24 protein-coding genes are annotated in these 21,566 nt (G+C 46.6%); 13 read left to right on the top strand and 11 right to left on the bottom strand.

Features of this window, described 5'->3' with window-relative positions; translation table 11 throughout:
• The first annotated feature begins 2 nt into the window (after positions 1–2).
• The 3 genes from radC to rpmG all read left to right on the top strand — a co-directional run bounded on the left by radC (position 3) and on the right by rpmG (position 1,282).
• Complete coding sequence (gene radC, locus AOC20_RS08020; RefSeq protein ID WP_215360079.1) at positions 3–725, top strand: RadC family protein; 723 nt, start codon at positions 3–5, stop codon at positions 723–725.
• A gap of 144 nt (positions 726–869) precedes the next feature.
• On the top strand, positions 870–1,103 hold the full coding sequence (gene rpmB / locus AOC20_RS08025; RefSeq protein WP_011903570.1) for a 50S ribosomal protein L28: 234 nt from the start codon (positions 870–872) through the stop codon (positions 1,101–1,103).
• An 11-nt stretch (positions 1,104–1,114) separates the two neighbouring features.
• Positions 1,115–1,282 carry a 50S ribosomal protein L33 gene (gene rpmG, locus AOC20_RS08030; protein WP_015421876.1) on the top strand — a complete coding sequence of 56 codons (168 nt, stop codon included), beginning with the start codon at positions 1,115–1,117 and terminating at the stop codon, positions 1,280–1,282.
• Between the two features lie 82 nt (positions 1,283–1,364).
• On the opposite strand, the gene AOC20_RS08035 is transcribed toward rpmG, so the two are convergent.
• From AOC20_RS08035 to purN, 3 genes are read right to left on the bottom strand one after another with little or no spacing between them, the layout of a single operon-like run.
• Complete coding sequence (locus tag AOC20_RS08035; protein WP_215360081.1) at positions 1,365–2,558, bottom strand: DesA family fatty acid desaturase; 1,194 nt, start codon at positions 2,556–2,558, stop codon at positions 1,365–1,367.
• A gap of 28 nt (positions 2,559–2,586) precedes the next feature.
• Entirely contained in the window at positions 2,587–4,146 is a 1,560-nt protein-coding gene (locus tag AOC20_RS08040) for an RsmB/NOP family class I SAM-dependent RNA methyltransferase (protein WP_215360083.1), read from the bottom strand.
• Positions 4,143–4,772: a phosphoribosylglycinamide formyltransferase gene (purN, locus tag AOC20_RS08045; RefSeq protein WP_215360085.1), complete on the bottom strand. Its 630-nt coding sequence runs from the start codon at positions 4,770–4,772 to the stop codon at positions 4,143–4,145. Before purN ends, AOC20_RS08040 begins: the two co-directional genes overlap by 4 nt.
• Positions 4,773–4,811: 39 nt before the next feature.
• Here purN and AOC20_RS08050 point away from each other — a divergent pair, with 39 nt between their 5' ends.
• Genes AOC20_RS08050 through dut form a run of 5 tightly spaced genes read left to right on the top strand, consistent with a single transcriptional unit; the run spans position 4,812 to position 10,831 of the window.
• The gene (locus AOC20_RS08050) at positions 4,812–5,762 is read left to right on the top strand and encodes a bifunctional riboflavin kinase/FAD synthetase (RefSeq protein ID WP_215360087.1); all 951 of its coding nucleotides are present in this window, start codon (positions 4,812–4,814) and stop codon (positions 5,760–5,762) included.
• On the top strand, positions 5,737–8,616 hold the full coding sequence (gene ileS, locus AOC20_RS08055) for an isoleucine--tRNA ligase (protein ID WP_433915473.1): 2,880 nt from the start codon (positions 5,737–5,739) through the stop codon (positions 8,614–8,616). Before AOC20_RS08050 ends, ileS begins: the two co-directional genes overlap by 26 nt.
• Positions 8,617–8,627: 11 nt before the next feature.
• Positions 8,628–9,119 (top strand): signal peptidase II, encoded by a 492-nt coding sequence (gene lspA, locus AOC20_RS08060; protein ID WP_215360091.1) that lies wholly within the window; start codon positions 8,628–8,630, stop codon positions 9,117–9,119.
• A 9-nt stretch (positions 9,120–9,128) separates the two neighbouring features.
• Positions 9,129–10,340, top strand: coding sequence for a bifunctional phosphopantothenoylcysteine decarboxylase/phosphopantothenate--cysteine ligase CoaBC (gene coaBC / locus AOC20_RS08065; RefSeq protein ID WP_215360093.1), 1,212 nt, complete (start codon positions 9,129–9,131; stop codon positions 10,338–10,340).
• Between the two features lie 41 nt (positions 10,341–10,381).
• Positions 10,382–10,831, top strand: a complete 450-nt coding sequence (gene dut / locus AOC20_RS08070; RefSeq protein WP_215360095.1) for a dUTP diphosphatase — start codon at positions 10,382–10,384, stop codon at positions 10,829–10,831.
• Between the two features lie 76 nt (positions 10,832–10,907).
• Here dut and AOC20_RS08075 read toward each other — a convergent pair whose 3' ends face one another.
• The 3 genes from AOC20_RS08075 to clpS are packed head-to-tail and all read right to left on the bottom strand — an operon-like array spanning position 10,908 to position 13,843.
• Positions 10,908–11,141 (bottom strand): hypothetical protein, encoded by a 234-nt coding sequence (locus AOC20_RS08075; RefSeq protein WP_068320954.1) that lies wholly within the window; start codon positions 11,139–11,141, stop codon positions 10,908–10,910.
• A 42-nt stretch (positions 11,142–11,183) separates the two neighbouring features.
• The gene (clpA, locus tag AOC20_RS08080) at positions 11,184–13,490 is read right to left on the bottom strand and encodes an ATP-dependent Clp protease ATP-binding subunit ClpA (RefSeq protein ID WP_215360097.1); all 2,307 of its coding nucleotides are present in this window, start codon (positions 13,488–13,490) and stop codon (positions 11,184–11,186) included.
• Entirely contained in the window at positions 13,487–13,843 is a 357-nt protein-coding gene (clpS, locus tag AOC20_RS08085; RefSeq protein WP_251373190.1) for an ATP-dependent Clp protease adapter ClpS, read from the bottom strand. The genes clpA and clpS overlap by 4 nt, the downstream gene beginning before the upstream one ends.
• 276 nt (positions 13,844–14,119) lie before the next feature.
• Between clpS and AOC20_RS08090 the strand changes: the two genes are divergently transcribed.
• Both AOC20_RS08090 and AOC20_RS08095 read left to right on the top strand, forming a co-directional pair.
• A complete protein-coding gene (locus tag AOC20_RS08090) occupies positions 14,120–14,323 on the top strand; it encodes a cold-shock protein (RefSeq protein ID WP_011903586.1) in 204 nt (67 codons plus the stop codon).
• Positions 14,324–14,407: 84 nt separating this feature from the next.
• On the top strand, positions 14,408–14,860 hold the full coding sequence (locus AOC20_RS08095; protein ID WP_215360099.1) for a DUF192 domain-containing protein: 453 nt from the start codon (positions 14,408–14,410) through the stop codon (positions 14,858–14,860).
• 64 nt (positions 14,861–14,924) lie between these two features.
• Here AOC20_RS08095 and ppnP read toward each other — a convergent pair whose 3' ends face one another.
• From ppnP to argF, 3 genes are read right to left on the bottom strand one after another with little or no spacing between them, the layout of a single operon-like run.
• The gene (gene ppnP, locus AOC20_RS08100) at positions 14,925–15,230 is read right to left on the bottom strand and encodes a pyrimidine/purine nucleoside phosphorylase (RefSeq protein ID WP_215360101.1); all 306 of its coding nucleotides are present in this window, start codon (positions 15,228–15,230) and stop codon (positions 14,925–14,927) included.
• A gap of 44 nt (positions 15,231–15,274) precedes the next feature.
• Positions 15,275–16,507, bottom strand: coding sequence for an argininosuccinate synthase (locus AOC20_RS08105; RefSeq protein WP_215360103.1), 1,233 nt, complete (start codon positions 16,505–16,507; stop codon positions 15,275–15,277).
• Between the two features lie 54 nt (positions 16,508–16,561).
• Positions 16,562–17,509, bottom strand: coding sequence for an ornithine carbamoyltransferase (gene argF / locus AOC20_RS08110; protein WP_215362274.1), 948 nt, complete (start codon positions 17,507–17,509; stop codon positions 16,562–16,564).
• A 152-nt stretch (positions 17,510–17,661) separates the two neighbouring features.
• Here argF and AOC20_RS08115 point away from each other — a divergent pair, with 152 nt between their 5' ends.
• Positions 17,662–17,976 (top strand): DUF3579 domain-containing protein, encoded by a 315-nt coding sequence (locus AOC20_RS08115; RefSeq protein WP_215360105.1) that lies wholly within the window; start codon positions 17,662–17,664, stop codon positions 17,974–17,976.
• 73 nt (positions 17,977–18,049) lie between these two features.
• On the opposite strand, the gene rpsT is transcribed toward AOC20_RS08115, so the two are convergent.
• Positions 18,050–18,316, bottom strand: coding sequence for a 30S ribosomal protein S20 (gene rpsT, locus AOC20_RS08120; RefSeq protein ID WP_011903592.1), 267 nt, complete (start codon positions 18,314–18,316; stop codon positions 18,050–18,052).
• Between the two features lie 151 nt (positions 18,317–18,467).
• On the opposite strand from rpsT, the gene murJ reads away from it, so the two are divergent.
• Positions 18,468–20,021 carry a murein biosynthesis integral membrane protein MurJ gene (gene murJ, locus AOC20_RS08125; RefSeq protein WP_215360108.1) on the top strand — a complete coding sequence of 518 codons (1,554 nt, stop codon included), beginning with the start codon at positions 18,468–18,470 and terminating at the stop codon, positions 20,019–20,021.
• A gap of 5 nt (positions 20,022–20,026) precedes the next feature.
• Positions 20,027–20,869 (top strand): SirB1 family protein, encoded by an 843-nt coding sequence (locus AOC20_RS08130; protein WP_215360110.1) that lies wholly within the window; start codon positions 20,027–20,029, stop codon positions 20,867–20,869.
• Between the two features lie 35 nt (positions 20,870–20,904).
• On the opposite strand, the gene AOC20_RS08135 is transcribed toward AOC20_RS08130, so the two are convergent.
• On the bottom strand, positions 20,905–21,549 hold the full coding sequence (locus AOC20_RS08135) for a VTT domain-containing protein (protein ID WP_215360112.1): 645 nt from the start codon (positions 21,547–21,549) through the stop codon (positions 20,905–20,907).
• Positions 21,550–21,566: the final 17 nt, after the last annotated feature.

The raw sequence follows: 21,566 nt of genomic DNA on the forward strand, positions 1-21,566 counted from the left end.
AGGTGATTGTATCTAGGCCTGCGCAGGCTGTGCACTCCCCGATTACAGACTGGCCAAAAAATGAGCAGCCCCGGGAAAAACTCCGCTTAAATGGCGCCAAGGCACTTTCTGATGCGGAACTACTGGCCATATTTTTGCGGGTAGGGGTAAAGGGTAAAAGTGCCGTTGCTCTAGCCAAAGATCTACTGCATCATTTTGGCAGCCTACCTAAGCTTCTAGCCAGCACACCCCACGAATTCACCCGCATTCATGGCGTAGGGCTATCTAAATGGTCGCAAATTCAAGCAGCATATGAGCTGGTTAAACGCAGCCTGGAAGATGGTCTTACCCAAGACCCCATCTTTTCATCACCTAACCACGTGAGAGAGTTCTTGCAGGCCAAAATTGGACGCCTGCCCCACGAGGTATTTCTGTGCCTGTATTTGGACTCCCGCCTGCACCTGATTGAATGTGAGGAGCTTTTTAGAGGGTCTATTACCCAAACAGCCATCTACCCTCGGGAAATCCTAAAAGAAGCCCTTGCCAAGAATGCCAGTGCCCTGATCGTGGCGCACAACCACCCTAGCGGCAACCCATTGCCTAGCGTCGCCGACCAGGAACTCACCAAAATACTAGCAAATGCCTTGCAAATGGTTGATATTCAACTTCTCGACCATTGCATTGTGAGTGGCAGTGGTTTTTTCTCTTTTTCAGACTCCGGTCTTATGAGTATTGGCAATAAATGATAGTAATTACTAACTTAATAGCCCATCCGTCCCTCAGGAGTACTTTTTATCTCCAATAACCAGCCAAGAAAGTCATTTAGAGCTAGCCCAAAACAGGCTGAGACTGATACAATCTTCTTTTTTCGCAATTAATGGAGTTATGTCATGGCAAAAGTTTGCCAAGTCACTGGGAAGAAGCCGATGGTTGGCAACAATGTATCCCATGCAAACAATAAAACGAAGCGTCGCTTTTTGCCGAATTTGCAAAATCGTCGTTTTTGGGTTGAATCTGAAAACCGCTGGATTAGCTTGCGCTTAACCAATGCTGGTTTGCGCGTTATCGACAAAAACGGTATTGATGCTGTGTTGTCTGATCTTCGTGCACGTGGCGAAATTTAAGGAGCGCACAAATGGCTAAAGGCGGCAGAGAAAAAATCAAGTTAGAGTCATCAGCAGGTACTGGTCACTTCTATACAACTTCAAAAAACAAGCGTACAAAGCCTGAGAAAATGGAGATCATGAAGTTCGATCCAACCATTCGCAAGCACGTTGCTTACAAAGAAACAAAGCTGAAGTAATCCTTACTTCAAGCAAATAAAAAACCCGCTACATCAGCGGGTTTTTTATTGTCAAAAGTTTTGAACTGTATTTCGTTTTTACTTAGGCGTAACGACGCAATCTCAATGAGAACTCACGCAGACTTGTTAAGCCGCTATCTTCAGCGCGCTGACACCAAGCATGTAACTGAGAAACCAATTGCTCTCTGCTCGCGCTAGAACGACTCCAAATAGCTTGAAGATCACGACGCATCTCAATCATCTTACGTAACTGCGCATTGCTTGCCATTAATTCTTCTAGCTTTGCTTTTTCTTGCTCAGTTAAGCGAGACTCGTCTTTAGCTAACCATGTGCGCGCGTCACTGAGGTGCGCTGCCAAAACTTGCATATGCTGCACTTCGTTACTAAAAAAACTGCGCAAGGTCTTGCTATAACGCGCCATGATTTCATAGCGGTTTGCGATGATAGCTTCTAAAGTATTCAGATCGGCGGGGCGTAAATCACTCAGCACTGGCTTAGGTGGAGTCTTCTTCACAGTTGCTAAACCAACTGCGCTCATCATCTGGATATACATCCAACCAATATCAAACTCATACCATTTATTAGACAGCTTTGCGCTCGTGGCAAAAGTATGGTGATTGTTGTGCAGCTCTTCACCGCCAATCAAGATGCCCCAAGGCACAATATTTCTGGAGGCATCTTCGTTATCAAAATTACGATAGCCCCAGTAATGACCAATGCCGTTAATTACTCCAGCCGCAGTAATTGGGATCCACAACATTTGCACAGCCCAAACAGTGAGCCCAACCGCACCAAATAAAAACACATCGAGGATGAGCATGATGGCAACGCCCTGCCAAGAGAACTTGGAATAGACGTTGTGCTCGATCCAGTCATTTGGCGTGCCATGACCAAATTTATCTAATGTCTCTTGGTTAGCAGCTTCTTTTTTATAAAGCTCTGCACCACGTGAGAGAACAGTGTTAATTCCTAAAACCTGAGGGCTATGTGGATCATCAACAGTTTCACATTTAGCGTGATGCTTGCGATGAATGGCAGCCCACTCTTTGGTAACCATGCCTGTTGTTAGCCAAAGCCAAAAACGGAAAAAGTGGGAGGCGATGGGATGCAGATCCAAGGCACGATGCGCCTGGCAGCGGTGCAAGAAAATGGTTACTGCAGCAATCGTGATGTGGGTGGCGATTAATGTAAAAACAACTATCTTCCACCAAGACCAATCCAAATATCCATTCGCAAGCCAATGGAGGAATAAATCAAAACCTGAAACTGTATTCAAAAGGGAATCCCTAAAGAGGTCTAAAACTCTATTTTAGTTCTTTAGGAGTCTTCTTGTTTTTGACCTTAGTCTCTTTTTGAGGGTCTTTTTCTGCCTCGGGAACGGGCGCAGCAGCTTTCTTCTGGAAAACTGCCCCAAAGAAGCCATCCGTTCCATGAATATGAGGCCATAACTGCCACCAAGGATTGTCTTTGCTGCAACCTAAAGGAAATTTATCCTTTGGAAACAATGGCTTAAGAACTTCCGCCGCTGGAACAGCCTCAAATTGCGGGTGTTTCGCCAAGAAATCCTCAGCAATGGCTTGATTCTCTTGCGGCAGCAAGCTACAAGTGGCATAAACCAAGCGTCCGCCTGGCTTCAATAGACGGGCTGCAGAGGCCAAAATATTCATTTGCTTCTGGTTTAGCTCCAAGACCCCGGCTGGGGTCTGGCGCCACTTGAGGTCAGGGTTGCGTCGCAAGGTACCCATTCCACTACAAGGGGCATCAACCAGGACGCGATCAATCTTTCCAGCCAAGCGTTTGATCTTGGCATCATTCTCGCTGTCAATCCACACCGGATGAACGTTAGAAAGGCCGCTACGAGCCTGTCTTGGCTTCAAATTTGCTAAACGACGCTCAGATGTATCTAAAGCGTACAAACGTCCGGTGGAACGCATGAGCGCTCCAATTGCCAAAGTCTTGCCACCCGCACCAGCACAAAAATCCACAACCATCTCGCCACGCTTAGGAGCAAGCAGGTATGCCAAGAGCTGACTACCCTCATCCTGAACTTCAAACATGCCGTCTTTGAAGCCTGCAGTATTTTGCAAAGCAGGCTTGCCCATAATGCGCACACCATCGGGTGCGTATGGAGTCGGAATTGCTTGATAGCGACCGCCCAATGCATTCATCTGCGCGAGTAATTCTTCGCGATTGGTTTTCATGGTGTTTGCACGCAAGTCTAAAAGTGCTGGATGCATTAATGACTTAGCAAGTTCTTCGCGAGTTTCTTCGCCAGGATATTGACCAAATGCATCCCACAACCACTCAGGTAAATTGTTGCGCACCAAGGGATTTAATGCCGCAGGATCAACTGTTGCAAAACGTTGCAACCATTCATATTCACCTGGCTTGAGCACATGTGCTAAGTCAGCAATGGCACTCTCTGCGCGATTGGCAGAACCAAGTCCACCTTCAGACAGAGCAGACAGCAAACCCAATAAGGCTAAGCGTCTAGCTTGAGAACCTTCGCCGCTCGAGGCAAATTGAGAGAACTCATTTTTACGACGCAAAATAGCAAACGCACTCTCAGCAATCAAAGCACGATCGCGATTTCCGAGTTGTTTCTCTTCTCTAAAATAACGACTGACGACTCGGTCTGCTGGCTGTTCAAAACTCAGTAATTCCGGAAGCAAACGCTCTAGATGAATTGCATGCTGTGGCAATGCTTTTGCATTCGAGAAATTCTTTTGGCCTTCCGGCGCAATTAAATTACCGCTAGCATTTCTGCGCTCGGGGCGACGCAATGGATCTTTCGATTTCGTTGCGTAACTTTTATTGGGGGCTAGTCTGTTACCAGATCTGCGGGGTGGACGTTCTGCACTCATAATTTAAAAAATTGCGACTCCGGGGGTTGTAACTTCACTTGATTACCTTCTATGCGCAATCGTCCATCGAGGAACCATTTTACGGCCCGCGGGTAAATTTGATGCTCAGCTGTTAAAACACGGGCCGCTAAGGTATTGGCATCGTCGCCTTCAAGCACCGGAACCGAGGCCTGACAAATAATCGGACCTTCATCCACACCTTCATTTACAAAGTGCACGGTAGCGCCATGTTCCTTCACGCCAGCCTCTAAAGCCCGCTCATGGGTATGCAGGCCTGGGAAGGCTGGCAACAGGGCTGGGTGGATATTAATTAGGCGGCCCTCGAAATGGCGAATAAATCCTGGGGTCAGAATCCTCATAAAGCCGGCGAGAACCACCAAATCAGCCCCTAAAGCGTCAATCTGCTCAATTAATGCAGCATCAAAGGATTCACGGGTAGCATGCTCCTTATGCTCAATAGCAAAGGCTGGAATGCCCTGCGAGCGAGCAAAATCAAGGCCCTTAGCTGCTGAGTGGTTCGCTATGACCCCAGCAAATGTGACTGACCATTGCTCTTTTTGGGCGGTTTTGAAGATGGCTTCGAAATTAGATCCGCGGCCTGAGATTAAGGTGACGATAGAAGGCATGCCCACAATATAATTGATGGCTACCCTGAAAGCGATTTTGTGAACGTATTCCGTGGCCCCACCCAGTTTTCTGCAGGACCAGCTTGTGCCTTAACCATCGGGAATTTCGATGGCGTGCACAGGGGTCATCGCGCCCTGCTGAAACAGCTTGTTGATGGAGCCAAGGATCGGGGCTTGGTCAGCTGCGTCATGACCTTCGAGCCACATCCAAAAGAATTCTTTTCTCCAGAGCAAGCACCAGCCCGCATCCTAAATTTGCGAGATAAATTGGCAGCGCTTGCCGACCTTGGAATTGACCGCGTTGTTGTTGAGCACTTCAATGCTGCTTTTGCCAAACTTTCACCAGAAGAATTTGTTGCAGAAATTATTGTCAAGCGCTTGAATGCCAAATGGATTTTGATTGGTGATGATTTTTGTTATGGCGCTAAACGCGCTGGTAACTTCGCTAGCTTGCAGGCTGCCGGCAAAAAATATGGCTTTGAAGTATCCAGCATTCAAACCATTCAGGAAAATGGTGAACGCATATCTAGCTCTGCTTTGCGCGCAGCACTAGCAGACGGCAATATGAAACTTGCTGAAAATTTATTAGGTCGCCCTTACGGTATTTCCGGTCACGTCATTCATGGGCAACAACTCGGTCGTCAGCTAGGCTTCCCTACTTTGAACTTAGCCGTTGCTAATCATCTTCATCATCGTAAGCCAGCAACGACTGGAATCTTTACCGCTCAGGTTTTGGGCTTAAGTGAGAATCCCCTTCCAGCCGTAGCCAGCCTTGGCGTTAGACCAACAGTAGAAGATGAAGGCAGAGTACTGCTAGAGACCCATATTTTCGATTACAACGCAGATGTTTACGGAAAAATTATTACCGTAGAGCTCTTAGAAAAAATCCGTGATGAGGCGAAGTATCCAGACCTCGAAACTCTTACACAAGCGATTGCAGCAGATGCAACGCATGCCAGAAATTATTTCCAGAAAAAAGCTTATGTCTGAAAAAGAAAACTCGTACCCCGTCAATCTACTAGATACCTCCTTTCCGATGCGTGGAGATCTTGCTAAGCGTGAACCACAGTGGGTAGCTGGCTGGCAAAAAAATAAGCTCTATGAAAAGATTCGTGCAGCCCATGCCAACCAACCGAAGTTCATTTTGCATGATGGCCCCCCTTATGCTAACGGTGATATTCACATTGGCCATGCTGTTAATAAAATTCTAAAAGACATGATTGTCAAGTCCCGCTGGTTGATGGGTTTTGACTCTGTCTATGTTCCTGGCTGGGATTGTCATGGTATGCCGATTGAAATCCAGATCGAAAAAGAATTTGGTAAAAATTTACCCACGGCTGAAGTGCAATCTAAAGCACGTGCTTATGCGCATGTTCAGGTAGAAAAGCAGAAGAAAGACTTTGAGCGTTTAGGTGTATTAGGAGATTGGAATAACCCCTATCTCACTATGAACTTCCGCAACGAAGCTGATGAAATCCGCGCTTTGGGCAAGATCTGGGAAAAAGGCTATGTATTCCGTGGATTAAAACCAGTGAACTGGTGTTTTGATTGTGGCTCTGCACTTGCCGAAGCCGAAGTGGAATACCAAGACAAAACTGATCCAACTGTTGACGTCGGTTTTGCATTTGATGATGCTCAGCGTCCACAACTGGCAAAAGCATTTGGACTTACTGAGTTACCAAATAAGCCAGGACAAATTGTTATCTGGACAACTACCCCTTGGACTATTCCTGCAAACCAGGCAATGAATGTTCATCCAGAGCTGACTTATGCGCTGGTAGACGTTGGCGATAAGTTACTAATTCTCGCCAAAGATCGCGTTGAAACTTGCCTGCAAGACTATGGACTAGAAGGCAAAGTTATTGCCACCTGCACTGGAGCTCAATTAGCGAATATTTCCTTTTGGCATCCGCTCGCGTCATTACATGAGGGCTATAAGCGTCTCTCGCCAATCTATCCAGCTGAGTACGTTACTTTGGATACTGGTACTGGCATCGTTCATTCTGCTCCTGCTTATGGCGAGGAAGACTTTAAATCTTGTAAAGCTAACAAGCTTGCTGATAAAGATATTCTGAATCCAGTCATGGGTAATGGTGTCTATGCCTCTTGGTTGCCGCTCTTTGCCAATGAATACATTTGGAAAGCCAATCCTAAGATTGTGGAAGCGATGCGTGAAGCAGGTAGTCTGTTGCGCGATAAAACGTATACCCACTCGTATATGCATTGCTGGCGCCATAAGTCGCCAATTATTTACCGTGCCACTTCACAATGGTTTGCTAGCATGGATAAGAAGCCATCGGATGGTAAGGCTAGTCTGCGCGAGACAGCTTTAGCTGGCATTGAAAGTACCGAGTTCTTCCCGGCATGGGGCAAGCAACGTCTCAACAGCATGATTGCTAATCGTCCCGACTGGACTTTGTCACGTCAACGCCAGTGGGGTGTCCCAATGGCTTTCTTTGTTCATAAAGAAAGTGGTGAGCCACATCCACGGACAGTTGAGCTACTTGAAGAGATTGCCAAGCGCGTAGAAAAAGAAGGTATTGAAGCTTGGCAAAAATTAGAAGTTACCGAGTTACTTGGTGAAGAAGCGGCGCAATACGAAAAGAACCGTGACACCTTAGATGTTTGGTTTGATTCTGGCACTACCCACTGGCACGTCATTCGCGGCTCACATCGTGATGAGTTGTTAACTGCCGATGCAGAAACAACTAATGGACGCTTGGCTGACCTATACCTAGAGGGATCAGACCAGCATCGGGGTTGGTTCCACTCCTCATTACTCACTGGGGCTATGCTTGACGGCAAGCCACCATATAAAGCACTCCTTACTCATGGCTTTACTGTCGATGGACAAGGCCGCAAGATGAGTAAATCTGTAGGCAATGTGATCGCCCCTCAACAAGTAGCGGATAAGTTAGGCGCGGAGATTATTCGCTTGTGGGTTGCCTCTACCGACTACTCTGGTGAAATGACTATCTCCGATGAGATTCTCAAGCGCGTTACCGAGAGCTACCGTCGTATACGCAATACCTTGCGCTTCTTGTTGGCCAACTTATCAGATTTTGATCCTAGTAAGCATACGATTCCTTCTGATCAATGGCTTGAGATAGATCGTTATGCAGTAGCCCTTGCCAATCAATTACAAAGCGATGTGGAAGCACACTACAAGGCCTATGAATTTCAGCCAGCAGTCGCACGTATATTGAGTTTCTGCTCCGAGGATCTAGGCGGCTTCTACTTGGATATCCTTAAGGACCGCCTGTACACAAGTGCACCCGACTCTCCTGACCGCAGAGCTGCTCAGAATGCTTTATTCCACATCACTCGCAATCTCTTGAAGTGGTTGTCGCCATTCCTGTCCTTTACCGCAGAAGAAGCCTGGAAAGATTTTCCGCATGGCTCAGAAAGCAAGCTTGCAGAATCGATCTTCATGGAAGAGTTTGGTCAATTCCCACCAATTGCCCACGCTAATGAATTACTTGCGAAGTGGAATCGCATTCGGGAAATTCGCTCTGAAGTCACCAAAGCAATTGAAGTGGAGCGTGAAGCAGGCAATGTGGGATCTTCATTGCAGGCTGAGCTCACAATCAAAGTAGGTGATGTGGACTTTGCTATCTTGCATTCACTTGAAGATGATTTACGCTTTGTCACGATTACCTCTAGTGCCAATATCGAGCTGAGCAATGCAGGCTTAGAAGTTTTAGTGCGTGGTAGCCAATATAAAAAATGTGGTCGCTGCTGGCATCACACCAAGGATGCAGGAAGCCATGCCGATCATCCAGAATTATGTGGTCGCTGTATCACCAACTTATTTGGCGATGGTGAACACCGCCTATTTGCATAAGATACTTGTATATGAAAAGCCTCACCCTGCTTCGTTACCTTGCAATAGCGACCATCGTGCTCTTGCTAGACCAACTCAGCAAGTGGTCAGCGCTCAGCAATTTACAAATGGGTGTACCCGAACCAGTTCTACCTTTTCTGAACTGGCTGCTGCTTTTTAATCCAGGTGCAGCATTTTCTTTTTTAGCGCAAGGTTCAGGTTGGCAACGCTGGTTCTTTACGATAATTGGCCTGGCTGCTTCCATCTACATACTTTGGCTCTTGTACAAAAGCCAAAGCGACAAACTACTCTGTATAGCCCTAAGCCTCATCTTGGGTGGTGCATTAGGCAATGTCTTGGATCGGGTGATGTATGGTGCCGTAGTTGATTTTATTGATGTGTATTACGGTAACTGGCATTGGCCAGCTTTCAATATTGCCGATAGCGCTATCTGTATTGGGGCATCCCTCATTATTTGGGGTGAATTACGCAAGTCATTTGGCAAATCCGCCCAATCCCATTAAGCTGGCGCCATGCAATCACTTATTAACAAGAAGATCGTTCTCGGCATCTCTGGCGGAATAGCAGCCTATAAGGCCCCAGAACTTGCACGCCAACTTATGCAGGAAGGTGCATCAGTACAAGTAGTGATGACTGAAGCCGCACAGCAGTTTGTGACACCAGTGACTATGCAAGCCCTCACCGGCAATCCGGTTTACTTAAGCCAATGGGATAGCACTATTCCAAACAATATGGCTCACATTGAGTTATCGCGCTCAGCAGATGCTATTTTGATTGCCCCAGCAAGCGCTGATCTGATGGCCAAACTTTCTTTGGGTTTAGCTGACGATCTGCTGACCACTCTCTGCCTTGCGAGAGATTGCCCCCTCATGCTTACACCAGCAATGAACAAACAAATGTGGGAGCATGCTGCAACTCAAAGAAGCGCGAAAAGACTTACTGACGATGGCGTTGCCCTTTTAGGTCCCGCCAGTGGTTTTCAGGCATGCGGCGAAGTGGGCATGGGCAGAATGCTCGAACCTGCTGAAATTACTGAACAGGTGATTGCCTTCTTTCAGAAAAAATCTTTGGCCGGTAAAAAAGTATTGATCACTGCTGGCCCGACTTTCGAAGCGATTGATCCAGTACGCGGCATCACCAATCACAGCTCAGGCAAGATGGGTTTTGCGATTGCACGCGCTGCTGTTGAGGCAGGCGCTCAAGTTCATTTAATTGCCGGCCCCTGCGATCTTGAAACTCCGCTACTAGCAACTGGACAAATTACCCGCACTAATGTGGTTAGCGCCAACGAAATGCATGCAGCCACCCTAGCAGCTACAGCCAATGATATTTTCTTTGCAGTGGCAGCTGTTGCAGACTGGGGTATTGCCAAGCCAGCCAAAGAGAAAATCAAGCGCCAAGGTAATCAAGCACCCAGCCTGGAGTTTGTTGCAAACCCAGACATTCTCCTAGATATTGCTAGGACAGTAAAAACCAAAGGTGGCAAGCCCCATCCTTACTGCGTAGGTTTTGCAGCCGAATCAACTGATTTAGAGAAGCATGCTGACGAAAAACGTAAGCGCAAAGGTATCCCGATGATTGTTGGCAATATTGGTCCAGATACTTTTGGTAGCGACCTGAATCAATTGCTTGTCATTGATGCTAGCGGTAGTAAAAAAATTGCTAAAGCAGAAAAGCTCCAGCTTGCACGTCAACTAATTCAGATGGTTGCCAAAAAAATCTAAGCAGCAACCCTTTACTTACATTCTCCGTTTTAGGAAATTCTATGCAATCTCTCCAAGTCAAAATTCTCGATGAACGTATGCGCGATCAGCTACCCTCCTACGGCACTCCAGGAAGCGCTGGACTTGATTTACGTGCCTGTATTGATGAGGCCATTGAAATTGCGCCAGGCCAGACTTTGCTTGTGCCCACTGGCTTAGCAATCTATGTTGAAGATCCGGCCTATGCTGCTTTTATTCTGCCGCGCTCAGGATTAGGTCATAAGCACGGTATCGTCCTAGGCAACTTAGTGGGACTCATTGACTCTGACTATCAAGGGCAATTGATGGTGAGCACTTGGAACCGTGGCTCAACCCCATTCAAGCTAGAGCCTATGGAGCGCCTCGCTCAATTGGTGGTGATGCCTGTACAGCAAGTAGAACTCAAAGTTGTGGAAGAGTTCACTGAGAGTAGTCGTGGTGCTGGTGGCTTTGGAAGTACGGGTAGGACTTAGGTTACAACTGCCTTAAAAATATTTCTCTGAAATAAAAAGCCACCCTAGGGTGGCTTTTTATTTAAGCGAGAATTACTTACTTACGAATATGCGCTTTGCGAGCAGCATCTTGTGACATACCGGCACCAGCACCTTCACGAGACTCTTTCTCAGCAGTAATTTCTTTACGGCGCTCTTTGCAAGAACCAGCAATCTCTTGCAATGCTTTGCGAGCACGGGCAGCAGAAGCTTTAATACCCTTACCTTGAAACTTTTCATTCTCAGCTTTATAAGTTTCAAAAGCTTCTAGCAATTTATCGTGATGAGACATATCTTCCTTTTTGGTTTGTATTTTGTTAAATCAATTGGTTAATTAAATTTCTTCAGCTGGGGCTACGTCAGCTTTAGCGCGTTTTCCTGGTAAGACTGGAGCCTCAAAGTTCAGTAGAACTTTACCATCGGCATCAATATCAACATCCACATGGCCGCCCTGAGCTAGCTTACCAAACAAGAGTTCGTCAGCAAGCGCCTTGCGCACCGTATCCTGAATAATGCGCTGCATTGGACGCGCACCCATTAAGGGATCAAAGCCATGCTTAGCTAAATGCGCTCTCAATGCCACACTGAAAGTCGCATCTACCTTCTTCTCGTGAAGTTGCTCTTCCAGCTGCATCAAGAACTTATCAACTACCCGCATGATGATGGATTCATCAAGCGCCTTGAATGAGACGATTGCATCCAAGCGATTGCGGAACTCAGGCGTAAAGAACTTCTTAATATCAGCCATTTCATCACCAGACTCACGTGCATTGGTAAAGCCGATGGTGGATTTCTGCATCGCCTCAGCACCAGCATTGGTTGTCATGATAATGATCACATTACGGAAATCCGTCTTGCGACCATTGTTATCCGTTAATGTGCCATGGTCCATCACCTGCAAAAGAATGTTGAAAATATCTGGATGGGCTTTTTCAATTTCATCGAGCAGGAGCACACAATGTGGCTTCTTATTCACGGCCTCAGTTAACAAGCCGCCTTGATCAAATCCAACATAGCCAGGAGGCGCACCAATCAAACGGCTTACCGCATGACGCTCCATGTATTCCGACATATCAAAGCGCAAGAGTTCAATTCCAAGGATGTAGGCAAGCTGTTTAGCAACTTCTGTCTTGCCAACGCCTGTTGGACCAGAGAACAAGAACGATCCAATTGGCCTATCAATCTTGCCAAGACCAGCACGAGTCATCTTAATTGCGCTAGCCAAGGCTTCGATCGCAGGATCTTGTCCAAACACCACGCTCTTAATATCGCGATCCAAAGTCTGCAGTTTGCTGCGGTCATCCACGGTGACGGATTGGGGCGGTATGCGCGCAATCTTTGCCACGATCTCCTCAATCTCAGGACGACCAATGGTTTTCTTCTGTTTCGACTTCGGCAAAATACGTTGAGCAGCACCAGCTTCATCGATTACATCAATCGCCTTATCAGGCAAGTGACGATCATTAATATAGCGAGCAGAGAGTTCTGCAGCTGCCACCAAGGCGCCAGCTGCATACTTCACGCTATGGTGTTCTTCGAAGCGTGACTTCAAACCACGCAGAATTTGCACTGTTTGATCTACTGTTGGCTCAACCACATCCACCTTTTGGAAGCGACGTGACAATGCCGCATCTTTTTCAAAGATGCCACGGTATTCTGTAAAGGTTGTTGCACCAATGCACTTCAGTTGACCGTTAGACAAAGCAGGCTTTAATAAGTTGCTCGCATCCAAGGTTCCGCCAGAAGCCGCGCCCGCACCAATTAGTGTGTGTATCTCGTCGATAAATAAAACGCCATGAGCATGATCTTTGAGAGACTTGAGAACGCTCTTCAAGCGTTGCTCAAAATCACCGCGGTATTTGGTGCCTGCTAAAAGGGCGCCCATATCCAAAGAGTAAACCGTGGCATTAGCCAAGATATCAGGAACATCACCCTTAACGATTCTCCAGGCTAAGCCTTCAGCAATCGCTGTTTTACCCACGCCGGCTTCACCTACCAATAATGGGTTGTTCTTGCGACGACGGCACAGCACCTGAATTACCCGTTCTACCTCGCTCTCGCGCCCAATCAATGGGTCAATTTTGCCTTGACGGGCCATGACATTGAGGTTCTGGGTGTATTGCTCAAGCGGGCTCTCCTTACCAGAAGCGCTAGATTCCTCAGCTTCTTGAGAAGGCTCAACTGGTTTTACATGCTCGGATTGATCTTTGCGCACACCATGACTGATAAAGTTCACAACGTCTAAACGTGTAACACCTTGCTGTTGCAAGAAATACACTGCATGCGAATCTTTTTCACCAAAGATGGCTACCAATACATTGGCACCAGTCACTTCTTTTTTTCCATTCGAAGTAGATTGAACGTGCATGATGGCACGTTGAATCACTCGCTGAAATCCTAGAGTAGGCTGTGTATCAACTTCATCATTACCTGGAACTACCGGTGTATTGTCATTGATAAAATTTTTCAGTTGAGCGCGCAACTCCGCAATATTCACTGCGCAAGCTTTTAGAACCTCCACCGCGGTAGCGTTATCTAGTAAGGCTGCGAGCAAATGCTCGACCGTAATGAACTCATGTCTTGATGCCCTTGCGTCAACAAACGCCATGTGCAAACTCACTTCTAATTCTTGGGCAATCATGCTTCCTCCATAGTGCACTGTAGTGGATGACCCGCTTCGCGGGAGAGTTCGATAACTTGATGCACTTTTGTAGCAGCAACATCGCGAGTGAATACTCCGCAAACGCCTTTGCCAACTAGATGCACTTGCAACATGATGCGTGTAGCTGTTTCGTGATCCTTATTAAAATACTCCTGAATTACCATCACCACAAATTCCATTGGTGTGTAATCGTCATTCAATAGTAAAACTTTATACATCGATGGTGCTTTAACTTGCTCGACCTGTTTTTCGAGAAGAATAGTGTCCTCGGCATATGGAATGCCTGGGTTGCCAGTAGTGGGATTTTTGGGTGCGCGACTCATTAGAAACATTCTAAACACAGATATTGAAACTTTAATTTACTAGGGTCTTGTTGCGAAAACCACGCAAAAACCCCCTTTAAAGGCATATTGGGGCATTTTTCGATAAAAAAAGGGGTGTTTACCAGGGGGTAGGTGCATATAACTCCTTGACACCCCTCCAAAAAGGGCAAACAATCAGGGGGTAGGCTTCAAGAGAGGTTCTATTTAGGCGTGTTGTGGATTGAGACTGATTAAAAAGTATTTACCCTCATCACGGTTGTTTTAAGTTTATGTAATGGAGTTCGCATGGCGACCGGAATTGTTAAGTGGTTCAATGATGCAAAAGGTTTTGGCTTTATTAAACCTGATGATGGTGAAGAAGAGTTGTTCGCGCATTTCAGCGCAATTACTATGCCTGGGTTCAAAACCCTCAAGGAAAACCAAAAGGTAACGTTTGACATTACCCAAGGTCCTAAAGGCAAGCAAGCTACCAATATCCAAGCGGCTTAATAGTCCTTAGATCATTATTAAAAACCCAGGATTCGTTCCTGGGTTTTTTTTCGCCTGCAATTTACCTCACTTAAAATACAACTCATGCTTATTTCAAAAAATATTATTAGCAATCTCATTGCGGCCCTTGTTTTATTTAGCTCAAACCTTGCATTAGCGCAGGTCAACACCGGCTTACCAATCGTAGAATTAAAAACTGGTATCTACCGCATACAAGCTGAGCTGGCTGATACGCCAAAGGCTAGAGAGGTTGGCCTAATGAATCGTACTAGCATGCCTACTAACTCCGGAATGCTATTTATCTTTGAACAAAAAGCTGGTCATTGCTTCTGGATGAACAACACCAAGATTCCACTCTCAATTGCATTCATTGCCGATGATGGGAAGATTGTGAACATCGAAGAGATGCAAGCTGAAACCACTAATAACCATTGCCCAAAAGCAGCCATACGTTATGCGTTAGAGATGAACAAGCAATGGTTCGCGGAAAGGGTGATCGTGCCAGGCACTGTAGTCACCGGTCTACCAAAGAGATAAGAAAAATAAAAGGCAATAAAAAACGCAGACCTCGGTCTGCGTTTTGCTTTAATGCCTTATTGATTTATTCAAAGTGGCAAACGTAATGAACCGGTTGCTCGGCGCGAATAATAAAGTAACCGCCCTTCTCCACTTCCCAGCTTTGGCCTGCCTTGAACTCTTGCTCAGGGGCTCCATTGATGCTGACAAAAGCGCTGCCGTCAACTACCTCCATGATTTCTTTGGTACTTAAGTCAAAGCGCAAAGTGCTTGGCAACACAACACCAACAGACTTACGCACGCCATTTGGCAGAGTAACAGTATGTGAAACACACTTGCCATCAAAAAATACATTGGCTTTCTTACCTACGGAAACTTGATCAAATTGCATACTGATTCTTTCTATTCTGTTTGGTTCTAATCGTTTACCGCTAATTATTTCTTGGCGCGCTTGCGCTTTGCTGTTTCAGCAATACGCATACGTAAAGCATTGAGCTTAATAAAGCCACCAGCATCTGCTTGGTTATATGCGCCACCATCATCGTCAAAGGTTGCAATATTCTGATCAAACAAAGTATTGGCTGAGTCACGTGAAATCACTGATACAGAACCTTTGTAGAGCTTCAAGCGAACCACACCATTGACTGCCTGCTGCGTATGATCAATCAAGGTCTGCAAGGCAAGGCGCTCTGGCGCCCACCAAAGACCGTTGTAAATCAAGCTTGCATAGCGTGGCATCAAATCATCCTTCAGGTGAGCCACTTCGCGATCCAAGGTAATGCTTTCGATACCGCGGTGCGCCTTCAACAAAATGGTGCCACCAGGAGTCTCATAACATCCACGACTCTTCATGCCTACAAAGCGGTTTTCAACAAGGTCGAGACGACCAATGCCGTGCTTGCCGCCAATGCGGTTTAACTCAGCCAATAGCTCATGCGGCTTGTAAGCCTTACCGTCAATCGCAACCGGGTCGCCGGCTTTAAATTCGATCTCAATAATTTCTGGGGCATCAGGCGCCTTCTCTGGAGAGACTGTCCAACGCCACATTGACTCTTCCGCTTCCGCATTAGGATTCTCTAAATGACGGCCTTCGTAGCTAATGTGCAAGAGGTTGGCATCCATTGAGTATGGTGAGCCACCCTGCTTATGCTTCATCTCGACTGGAATGCCATGCTTTTCTGCATAAGCCATTAACTTCTCACGTGAAAGAAGATCCCACTCACGCCAAGGGGCAATCACTTTAATTCCCGGCTCTAAAGCGTAGTAGCCCAACTCGAAGCGAACCTGGTCGTTGCCCTTGCCTGTAGCGCCATGGGAAACAGAGTCAGCGCCAGTTAGGCGGGCAATTTCGATTTGACGTTTAGCAATTAAAGGACGCGCAATAGATGTGCCCAACAAATATTCACCTTCGTAAATCGTATTAGCGCGGAACATTGGAAACACAAAGTCGCGCACAAATTCTTCACGCAAGTCATCAATAAAAATATTTTCTGGCTTGATACCAAATTGTAGCGCCTTAGCGCGTGCTGGCTCTAGCTCCTCGCCCTGACCCAAGTCAGCAGTAAAGGTTACGATCTCACAGCCATAGGTATCTTGAAGCCATTTCAAGATCACGCTAGTGTCTAAACCACCGGAATATGCTAAGACTGCTTTTTTAATATCTGACATGTTTTCTTATTCAATCAAAAATAAATTAAAACGAATTACAAAAAAATTAATTCCTTAATCCAAACGACCACAGAGTAAATACTCCATCAAAGCCTTTTGAACATGCAAACGATTTTCTGCTTCTTCCCACACAATACTTTGCGGACCATCAATTACGCCAGCAGAAACTTCTTCGCCACGATGCGCTGGCAAGCAATGCATAAACAAAGCGTCAGGCTTAGCCAAGGACATCAACTCCTCATCTACCATCCAATCTTGGAAAGCATTCATGCGTGAGGTGTTTTCATCTTCATAGCCCATGCTTGTCCAAACGTCAGTGGTAACCAAATCAGCGCCCTTGCAAGCCTCTTTAGGGTCGGCACAAACCGTCAAATGTTTTGCAGCATTAGATGTCAAACGCGCTGGGTCTAACTGATAACCTTCAGGGGCAGAGAAGCGTAACTGAAAATCCAAGCATTCAGCAGCTTGCAGCCAGGTGTAGGCCATATTATTTGCATCGCCTACCCAAGCCACTGTCTTGCCCTGTATCAGACCGCGTGCCTCAACAAAAGTAAAGATATCAGCCAAGACTTGGCAAGGATGATATTCATTTGTCAGGCCGTTCATAACCGGCACACGTGAATTTGCTGCAAAGCGCTCAATAATCTCTTGGCCAAAGGTGCGGATCATGATGATGTCCGTCATCCTTGAAATCACCTGTGCAGCATCCTCCACAGGCTCTCCACGGCCCAACTGAGTATCTCGAGTGTTAAGGTATACCGCATGGCCACCCAGCTGATGGATGCCCGCCTCGAAGGACAGGCGGGTGCGGGTGGAATGCTTCTCAAAAATCATTGCCAAAGTACGGTCATGGAGCGGATGCCATGTCTCATAACTCTTAAATTTGGCTTTGAGCCAGGCTGAGCGCTTGAGCAGATAGTCATACTCTTCTCGGGTCAGATCAGAAAACTGCAGGTAGTGCTTTACCTTACCAGGCGCTTGAGGCTTTGCCAGGGATGTCATAGTTGAGCTTTCTACTAAAGTTTTGGCTTGCATTTTTTTCTTCAAACATTTGACTGCACGAAAATGGATCCTAAAGTCATCTTACGGCCATCTCAGGCTGTTAAGCTAGAGGGCTTAGCAATACCATTTCTTACAACCATCATTACGCGAACTTGAACCACAAAAAGCTTTTCATTCAAGGCATTACCACTTCTGGCAAACCATTTCGGCCCAGCGATTGGGCGGAGCGTCTGTGCGGGGTGATGGCTACTTTTCGCCCTCCCGGGGACTCCGGGGACCCTCGCTTCACTTATTCGCCCTATGTCAGACCAGTGCTTATTGCAAAAGTGAAATGCGTTGTTATCGATACCAGACTGGGAGACCTAGATCCAAGGGCGCTAGACTTTGTCGTGAACTTTGCCAAAGACAACAGCCTACCGATCGAAGAGGCATGTGAGTTCAACCCGTCCGCCCCTACCCAGCCTTAAAAACAAAAACCCGCTCTGATGAGGAGCGGGCTTAGGTCGAAACTACATCGACCAGCCTAAAACTAAAACTGTATTACGCTGCCATCGCCTTGATAGCTGCAGACAAACGTGACTTCTGACGAGATGCAGTATTTTTGTGCGCAATCTTTTTGTCAGCAATCTTATCGATTGTTGCTTGAGTTGCTGCGAAAACTTTCGCTGCAGCAGCTTTGTCACCAGTTTCAATTGCTTTGCGAACTGCCTTGATGGAAGTGCGGAGCTTTGAACGCAAACTGGAGTTATGTTCGTTTTGTTTTACTGCTTGGCGTGCACGCTTGCGCGCTTGTGCTGTATTGGCCATCTTTAAACCTTGCCTCTATAAATTGCAAAATGCGATTAGTTAAAAATCTTGCGGACTTGCTGAATTCATTAGCAAGCTCGCCAAAACCCAAGATTTTACCTTAAAGGGGCAAAAAAGCCCAGCCGACCGATAAATAGGTGAAAATCGGCTCATGAACCTGCTTTCTGCCGCCGCTAAGGTCAGCTCCCTAACCATGGTGTCCCGTATTACGGGGCTGCTTCGGGAGACCCTGATTGCCCGTAGTTTTGGGGCTTCCGAGTGGACCGACGCCTTTAATGTGGCTTTTAGGCTACCCAATTTACTGCGTCGATTGTTTGCCGAGGGCGCCTTTTCCCAGGCTTTTGTACCCATTTTGGGAGAAATCTCCAGCCAAGGAGACCAAAAACAGGCCCAAATCCTCGTAAATGCGGTCGCCACCCTCTTATTTTGGGCTTTGCTGCTCACGGTATTGGTTGGCGTAATAGGCGCCCCCCTGCTCATTTTGGCCATTGCCACAGGATTTAAAGGTGGGCCAGCCTTTGAGGCTAGCGTAGTGATGACCCGCATTATGTTTCCGTATATCGGCCTCATTTCACTGGTTTCACTCTCGGCCGGGATTTTGAATACATTCCAGCGTTTTGCAATTCCTGCCTTTACCCCCGTTCTTCTTAATTTGGCATTGATCGGCAGCGCGCTATTTTTAGCACCCCATCTTGAGCAACCCATTTATGCCCTGAGCATTGGCGTTCTGGTTGGCGGCGTATTGCAACTGGCAATTCAAGTTCCGGCATTAAAACGAATTGGCTTATTACCTCGTATTGGTTTGTTGCCAGGCGCGATTAAAACTGCAATCTCCAATCCCGATGCAAGGCGTGTGTTGCGCCTAATGGGTCCTGCAGTATTTGCAGTATCTGTAGCGCAGATCTCGCTCATCATCAATACCAATATTGCTTCACGTCTGCAGGCAGGAAGTGTTTCTTGGTTGTCATATGCAGATCGTTTGATGGAGTTTCCAACCGCTCTTCTAGGTGTTGCTCTAGGCACCGTCCTTCTCCCTAGCCTGAGTAAAGCGAATGCTAAGAATGATTTAGTCCATGCGGGTGAATTGTTGATCTGGGGACTGCAGTTAACATTTTTACTAGCAGCGCCTTGCGCACTTGCACTCTTTATTTTTGGCGAGCCGTTAGCCGCTGTCTTGTATCACTACGGCAAGTTCAATGCGCTTGATGTTTTGATGACACAACGCGCATTGGCGGCTTATGGTGTTGGACTAATCGGTTTAATTCTGGTGAAGATCTTAGCGCCCGGTTTTTATTCACGCCAGGATATTCGCACTCCAGTCAAAATTGGCTTGCTTGTTTTAGTTGCTACCCAGCTAGCTAACCTCATCTTTGTGCCATGGCTGGGTCATGCTGGACTTGCCCTTTCTGTTGGCACTGGTGCCTGTCTTAATGCCGCCCTCCTCTGGATCGGCCTACATCGACGTGGTGCTCTACCAAACTCTGCCTGGGCAAAGTACCTAGGCCAATTATTTCTTGCGCTCATCCCCTTCACGGCAGTGCTTTTTTATGCCGCAGGTGCGCACAGTTGGATTGAACTTCAAGCGCAGCCATGGCTTCGTATTGGTTTACTTGCGACCTGGCTAGGCGTTGCCGCTATTGTTTACTTCGCATCCCTAGGTTTGGTTGGAATTCGCTGGCAAAAATTCTTGCGTCATGCAAAATAGCCCTTATGCCAACACAACAACTCGACTATTTCACCTCCCTGGTTGCTGAAGACGAGCACTTCCCTTTAACGGAAGCTGCGATCGCTGTCGCACAACATGCCTACCCCGACTTGGATGTTCAGGGCGTTCTGGATAAACTCGATCAATTGGGAAATAAATTGAAGTCACGCCTGACTCCAGACACATCCCCAATTCAGCGCTTACAAATTCTGAAACATTTCTTTTATACCGAGTTGGGTTTTGGACCAAATCCAAATGATTTTTATGCCCCTGAAAACTCCTACCTGCATTACATACTAGAAAATCGCAGAGGCATTCCAATCTCATTGGCCATTTTGATGATGGAACTTGGAAATCAAATTGGTTTAAAAATTCGTGGCGTCTCGTTTCCCAACCACTTCATGATGCGCATCTCCCTGCAACAAGGTGAAGTGATCATGGATCCACTCACCGGAGAATCTCTCTCCAAACAACAATTACAAGAGATGCTCGACCCCTACCTCGATGCCAAGGGCTATCGTGGTGAGCTCAGCCTGCCGCTCAATATCTTCCTGCGCGCCTCTAGTTCACGTGAGATTCTGTCGCGCTTTTTGAGAAACCTCAAAATGATTTACTCAGAGCATGAGCGCTGGGAGCGTCTGCTAGGCATTCAAGAGCGTTTGGTGATCTTGTTGCCCGACTCTATTGAGGAGGTCCGAGACCGAGGTTTGATCTTTGCGCAGCTAGAATATTTACGTCCAGCTTTAGCAGATATGCATCGCTACCTGAGCGAAATGCCAGAAGCTGAAGATGCTAGCGATATTCGTGAGCACATTGCCACACTTGAAGGCCAAACCAAGCTGCACTAAAACTAAATTACTTTAGTCTTAGTGTTAGATTTTCTTTAGCTCTGCTTGCGCTGAAATATTTTGTAAAGAGCTGCAAACACTACTGGTATGGCAGCAGCACCGACTCCAATTAATACGATCACATTCAGGTTCTGACGAATAATCGGAATATTGCCAAAGAAATATCCAGCAATCACAAGGCTAAATACCCAAAGGGCAGCGCCCGTAATGTTAAAAAACTGAAAGCGTGAAAAGTTCATTTCAGATACGCCAGCAATAAATGGTGCGAAGGTGCGAATGATTGGCAGAAAGCGCGCAAGGATGATGGTCTTACCGCCATGCTTTTCATAAAAAGCATGAGTCTTCAATAAAGCGCCTTGATCAATCCAACGCGATTTACTGCTAAAGATTCTTTTTCCAATCCAGCGACCAATAAAGTAATTTAAGGTATTGCCTGCGACAGCGGCAATTAATAATCCAATACACAAAGTCCAGATATTGAAATGCTCAGTTGCGCAGTAAGCGCCTGCAATAAACAAGAGGGAATCCCCCGGCAAGAATGGGGCCACAACTAAGCCCGTCTCCGCAAAAACAATGGCAAATAACAAACCATAGGCCCAAGGACCATATTGCTGAATCACCACATCTAGATGTTTGTCGATATGCAGCAATAAATCGCCGAGTTGTAAAAGGGTATCCATCAATCCGCACTCCAAAT

The sequence above is a fragment of the Polynucleobacter ibericus genome (assembly GCF_018687955.1).
In the GTDB taxonomy this organism is placed as follows: Bacteria; Pseudomonadota; Gammaproteobacteria; order Burkholderiales; family Burkholderiaceae; genus Polynucleobacter; species Polynucleobacter ibericus.

What these genes read in the sequence shown, in the direction of transcription:
- rpmB (WP_011903570.1), top strand. Translation starts at nt 870, where the DNA reads ATGGCAAAAGTTTGCCAAGTCACTGGGAAGAAGCCGATGGTTGGCAAC.
- rpmG (WP_015421876.1), top strand. Translation starts at nt 1,115, where the DNA reads ATGGCTAAAGGCGGCAGAGAAAAAATCAAGTTAGAGTCATCAGCAGGT.
- AOC20_RS08040 (WP_215360083.1), bottom strand. Translation starts at nt 4,146, where the DNA reads ATGAGTGCAGAACGTCCACCCCGCAGATCTGGTAACAGACTAGCCCCC.
- purN (WP_215360085.1), bottom strand. Translation starts at nt 4,772, where the DNA reads ATGCCTTCTATCGTCACCTTAATCTCAGGCCGCGGATCTAATTTCGAA.
- lspA (WP_215360091.1), top strand. Translation starts at nt 8,628, where the DNA reads ATGAAAAGCCTCACCCTGCTTCGTTACCTTGCAATAGCGACCATCGTG.
- coaBC (WP_215360093.1), top strand. Translation starts at nt 9,129, where the DNA reads ATGCAATCACTTATTAACAAGAAGATCGTTCTCGGCATCTCTGGCGGA.
- dut (WP_215360095.1), top strand. Translation starts at nt 10,382, where the DNA reads ATGCAATCTCTCCAAGTCAAAATTCTCGATGAACGTATGCGCGATCAG.
- AOC20_RS08075 (WP_068320954.1), bottom strand. Translation starts at nt 11,141, where the DNA reads ATGTCTCATCACGATAAATTGCTAGAAGCTTTTGAAACTTATAAAGCT.
- clpA (WP_215360097.1), bottom strand. Translation starts at nt 13,490, where the DNA reads ATGATTGCCCAAGAATTAGAAGTGAGTTTGCACATGGCGTTTGTTGAC.
- clpS (WP_251373190.1), bottom strand. Translation starts at nt 13,843, where the DNA reads ATGTTTCTAATGAGTCGCGCACCCAAAAATCCCACTACTGGCAACCCA.
- AOC20_RS08090 (WP_011903586.1), top strand. Translation starts at nt 14,120, where the DNA reads ATGGCGACCGGAATTGTTAAGTGGTTCAATGATGCAAAAGGTTTTGGC.
- AOC20_RS08095 (WP_215360099.1), top strand. Translation starts at nt 14,408, where the DNA reads ATGCTTATTTCAAAAAATATTATTAGCAATCTCATTGCGGCCCTTGTT.
- ppnP (WP_215360101.1), bottom strand. Translation starts at nt 15,230, where the DNA reads ATGCAATTTGATCAAGTTTCCGTAGGTAAGAAAGCCAATGTATTTTTT.
- AOC20_RS08105 (WP_215360103.1), bottom strand. Translation starts at nt 16,507, where the DNA reads ATGTCAGATATTAAAAAAGCAGTCTTAGCATATTCCGGTGGTTTAGAC.
- argF (WP_215362274.1), bottom strand. Translation starts at nt 17,509, where the DNA reads ATGACATCCCTGGCAAAGCCTCAAGCGCCTGGTAAGGTAAAGCACTAC.
- rpsT (WP_011903592.1), bottom strand. Translation starts at nt 18,316, where the DNA reads ATGGCCAATACAGCACAAGCGCGCAAGCGTGCACGCCAAGCAGTAAAA.
- murJ (WP_215360108.1), top strand. Translation starts at nt 18,468, where the DNA reads ATGAACCTGCTTTCTGCCGCCGCTAAGGTCAGCTCCCTAACCATGGTG.
- AOC20_RS08130 (WP_215360110.1), top strand. Translation starts at nt 20,027, where the DNA reads ATGCCAACACAACAACTCGACTATTTCACCTCCCTGGTTGCTGAAGAC.
- AOC20_RS08135 (WP_215360112.1), bottom strand. Translation starts at nt 21,549, where the DNA reads ATGGATACCCTTTTACAACTCGGCGATTTATTGCTGCATATCGACAAA.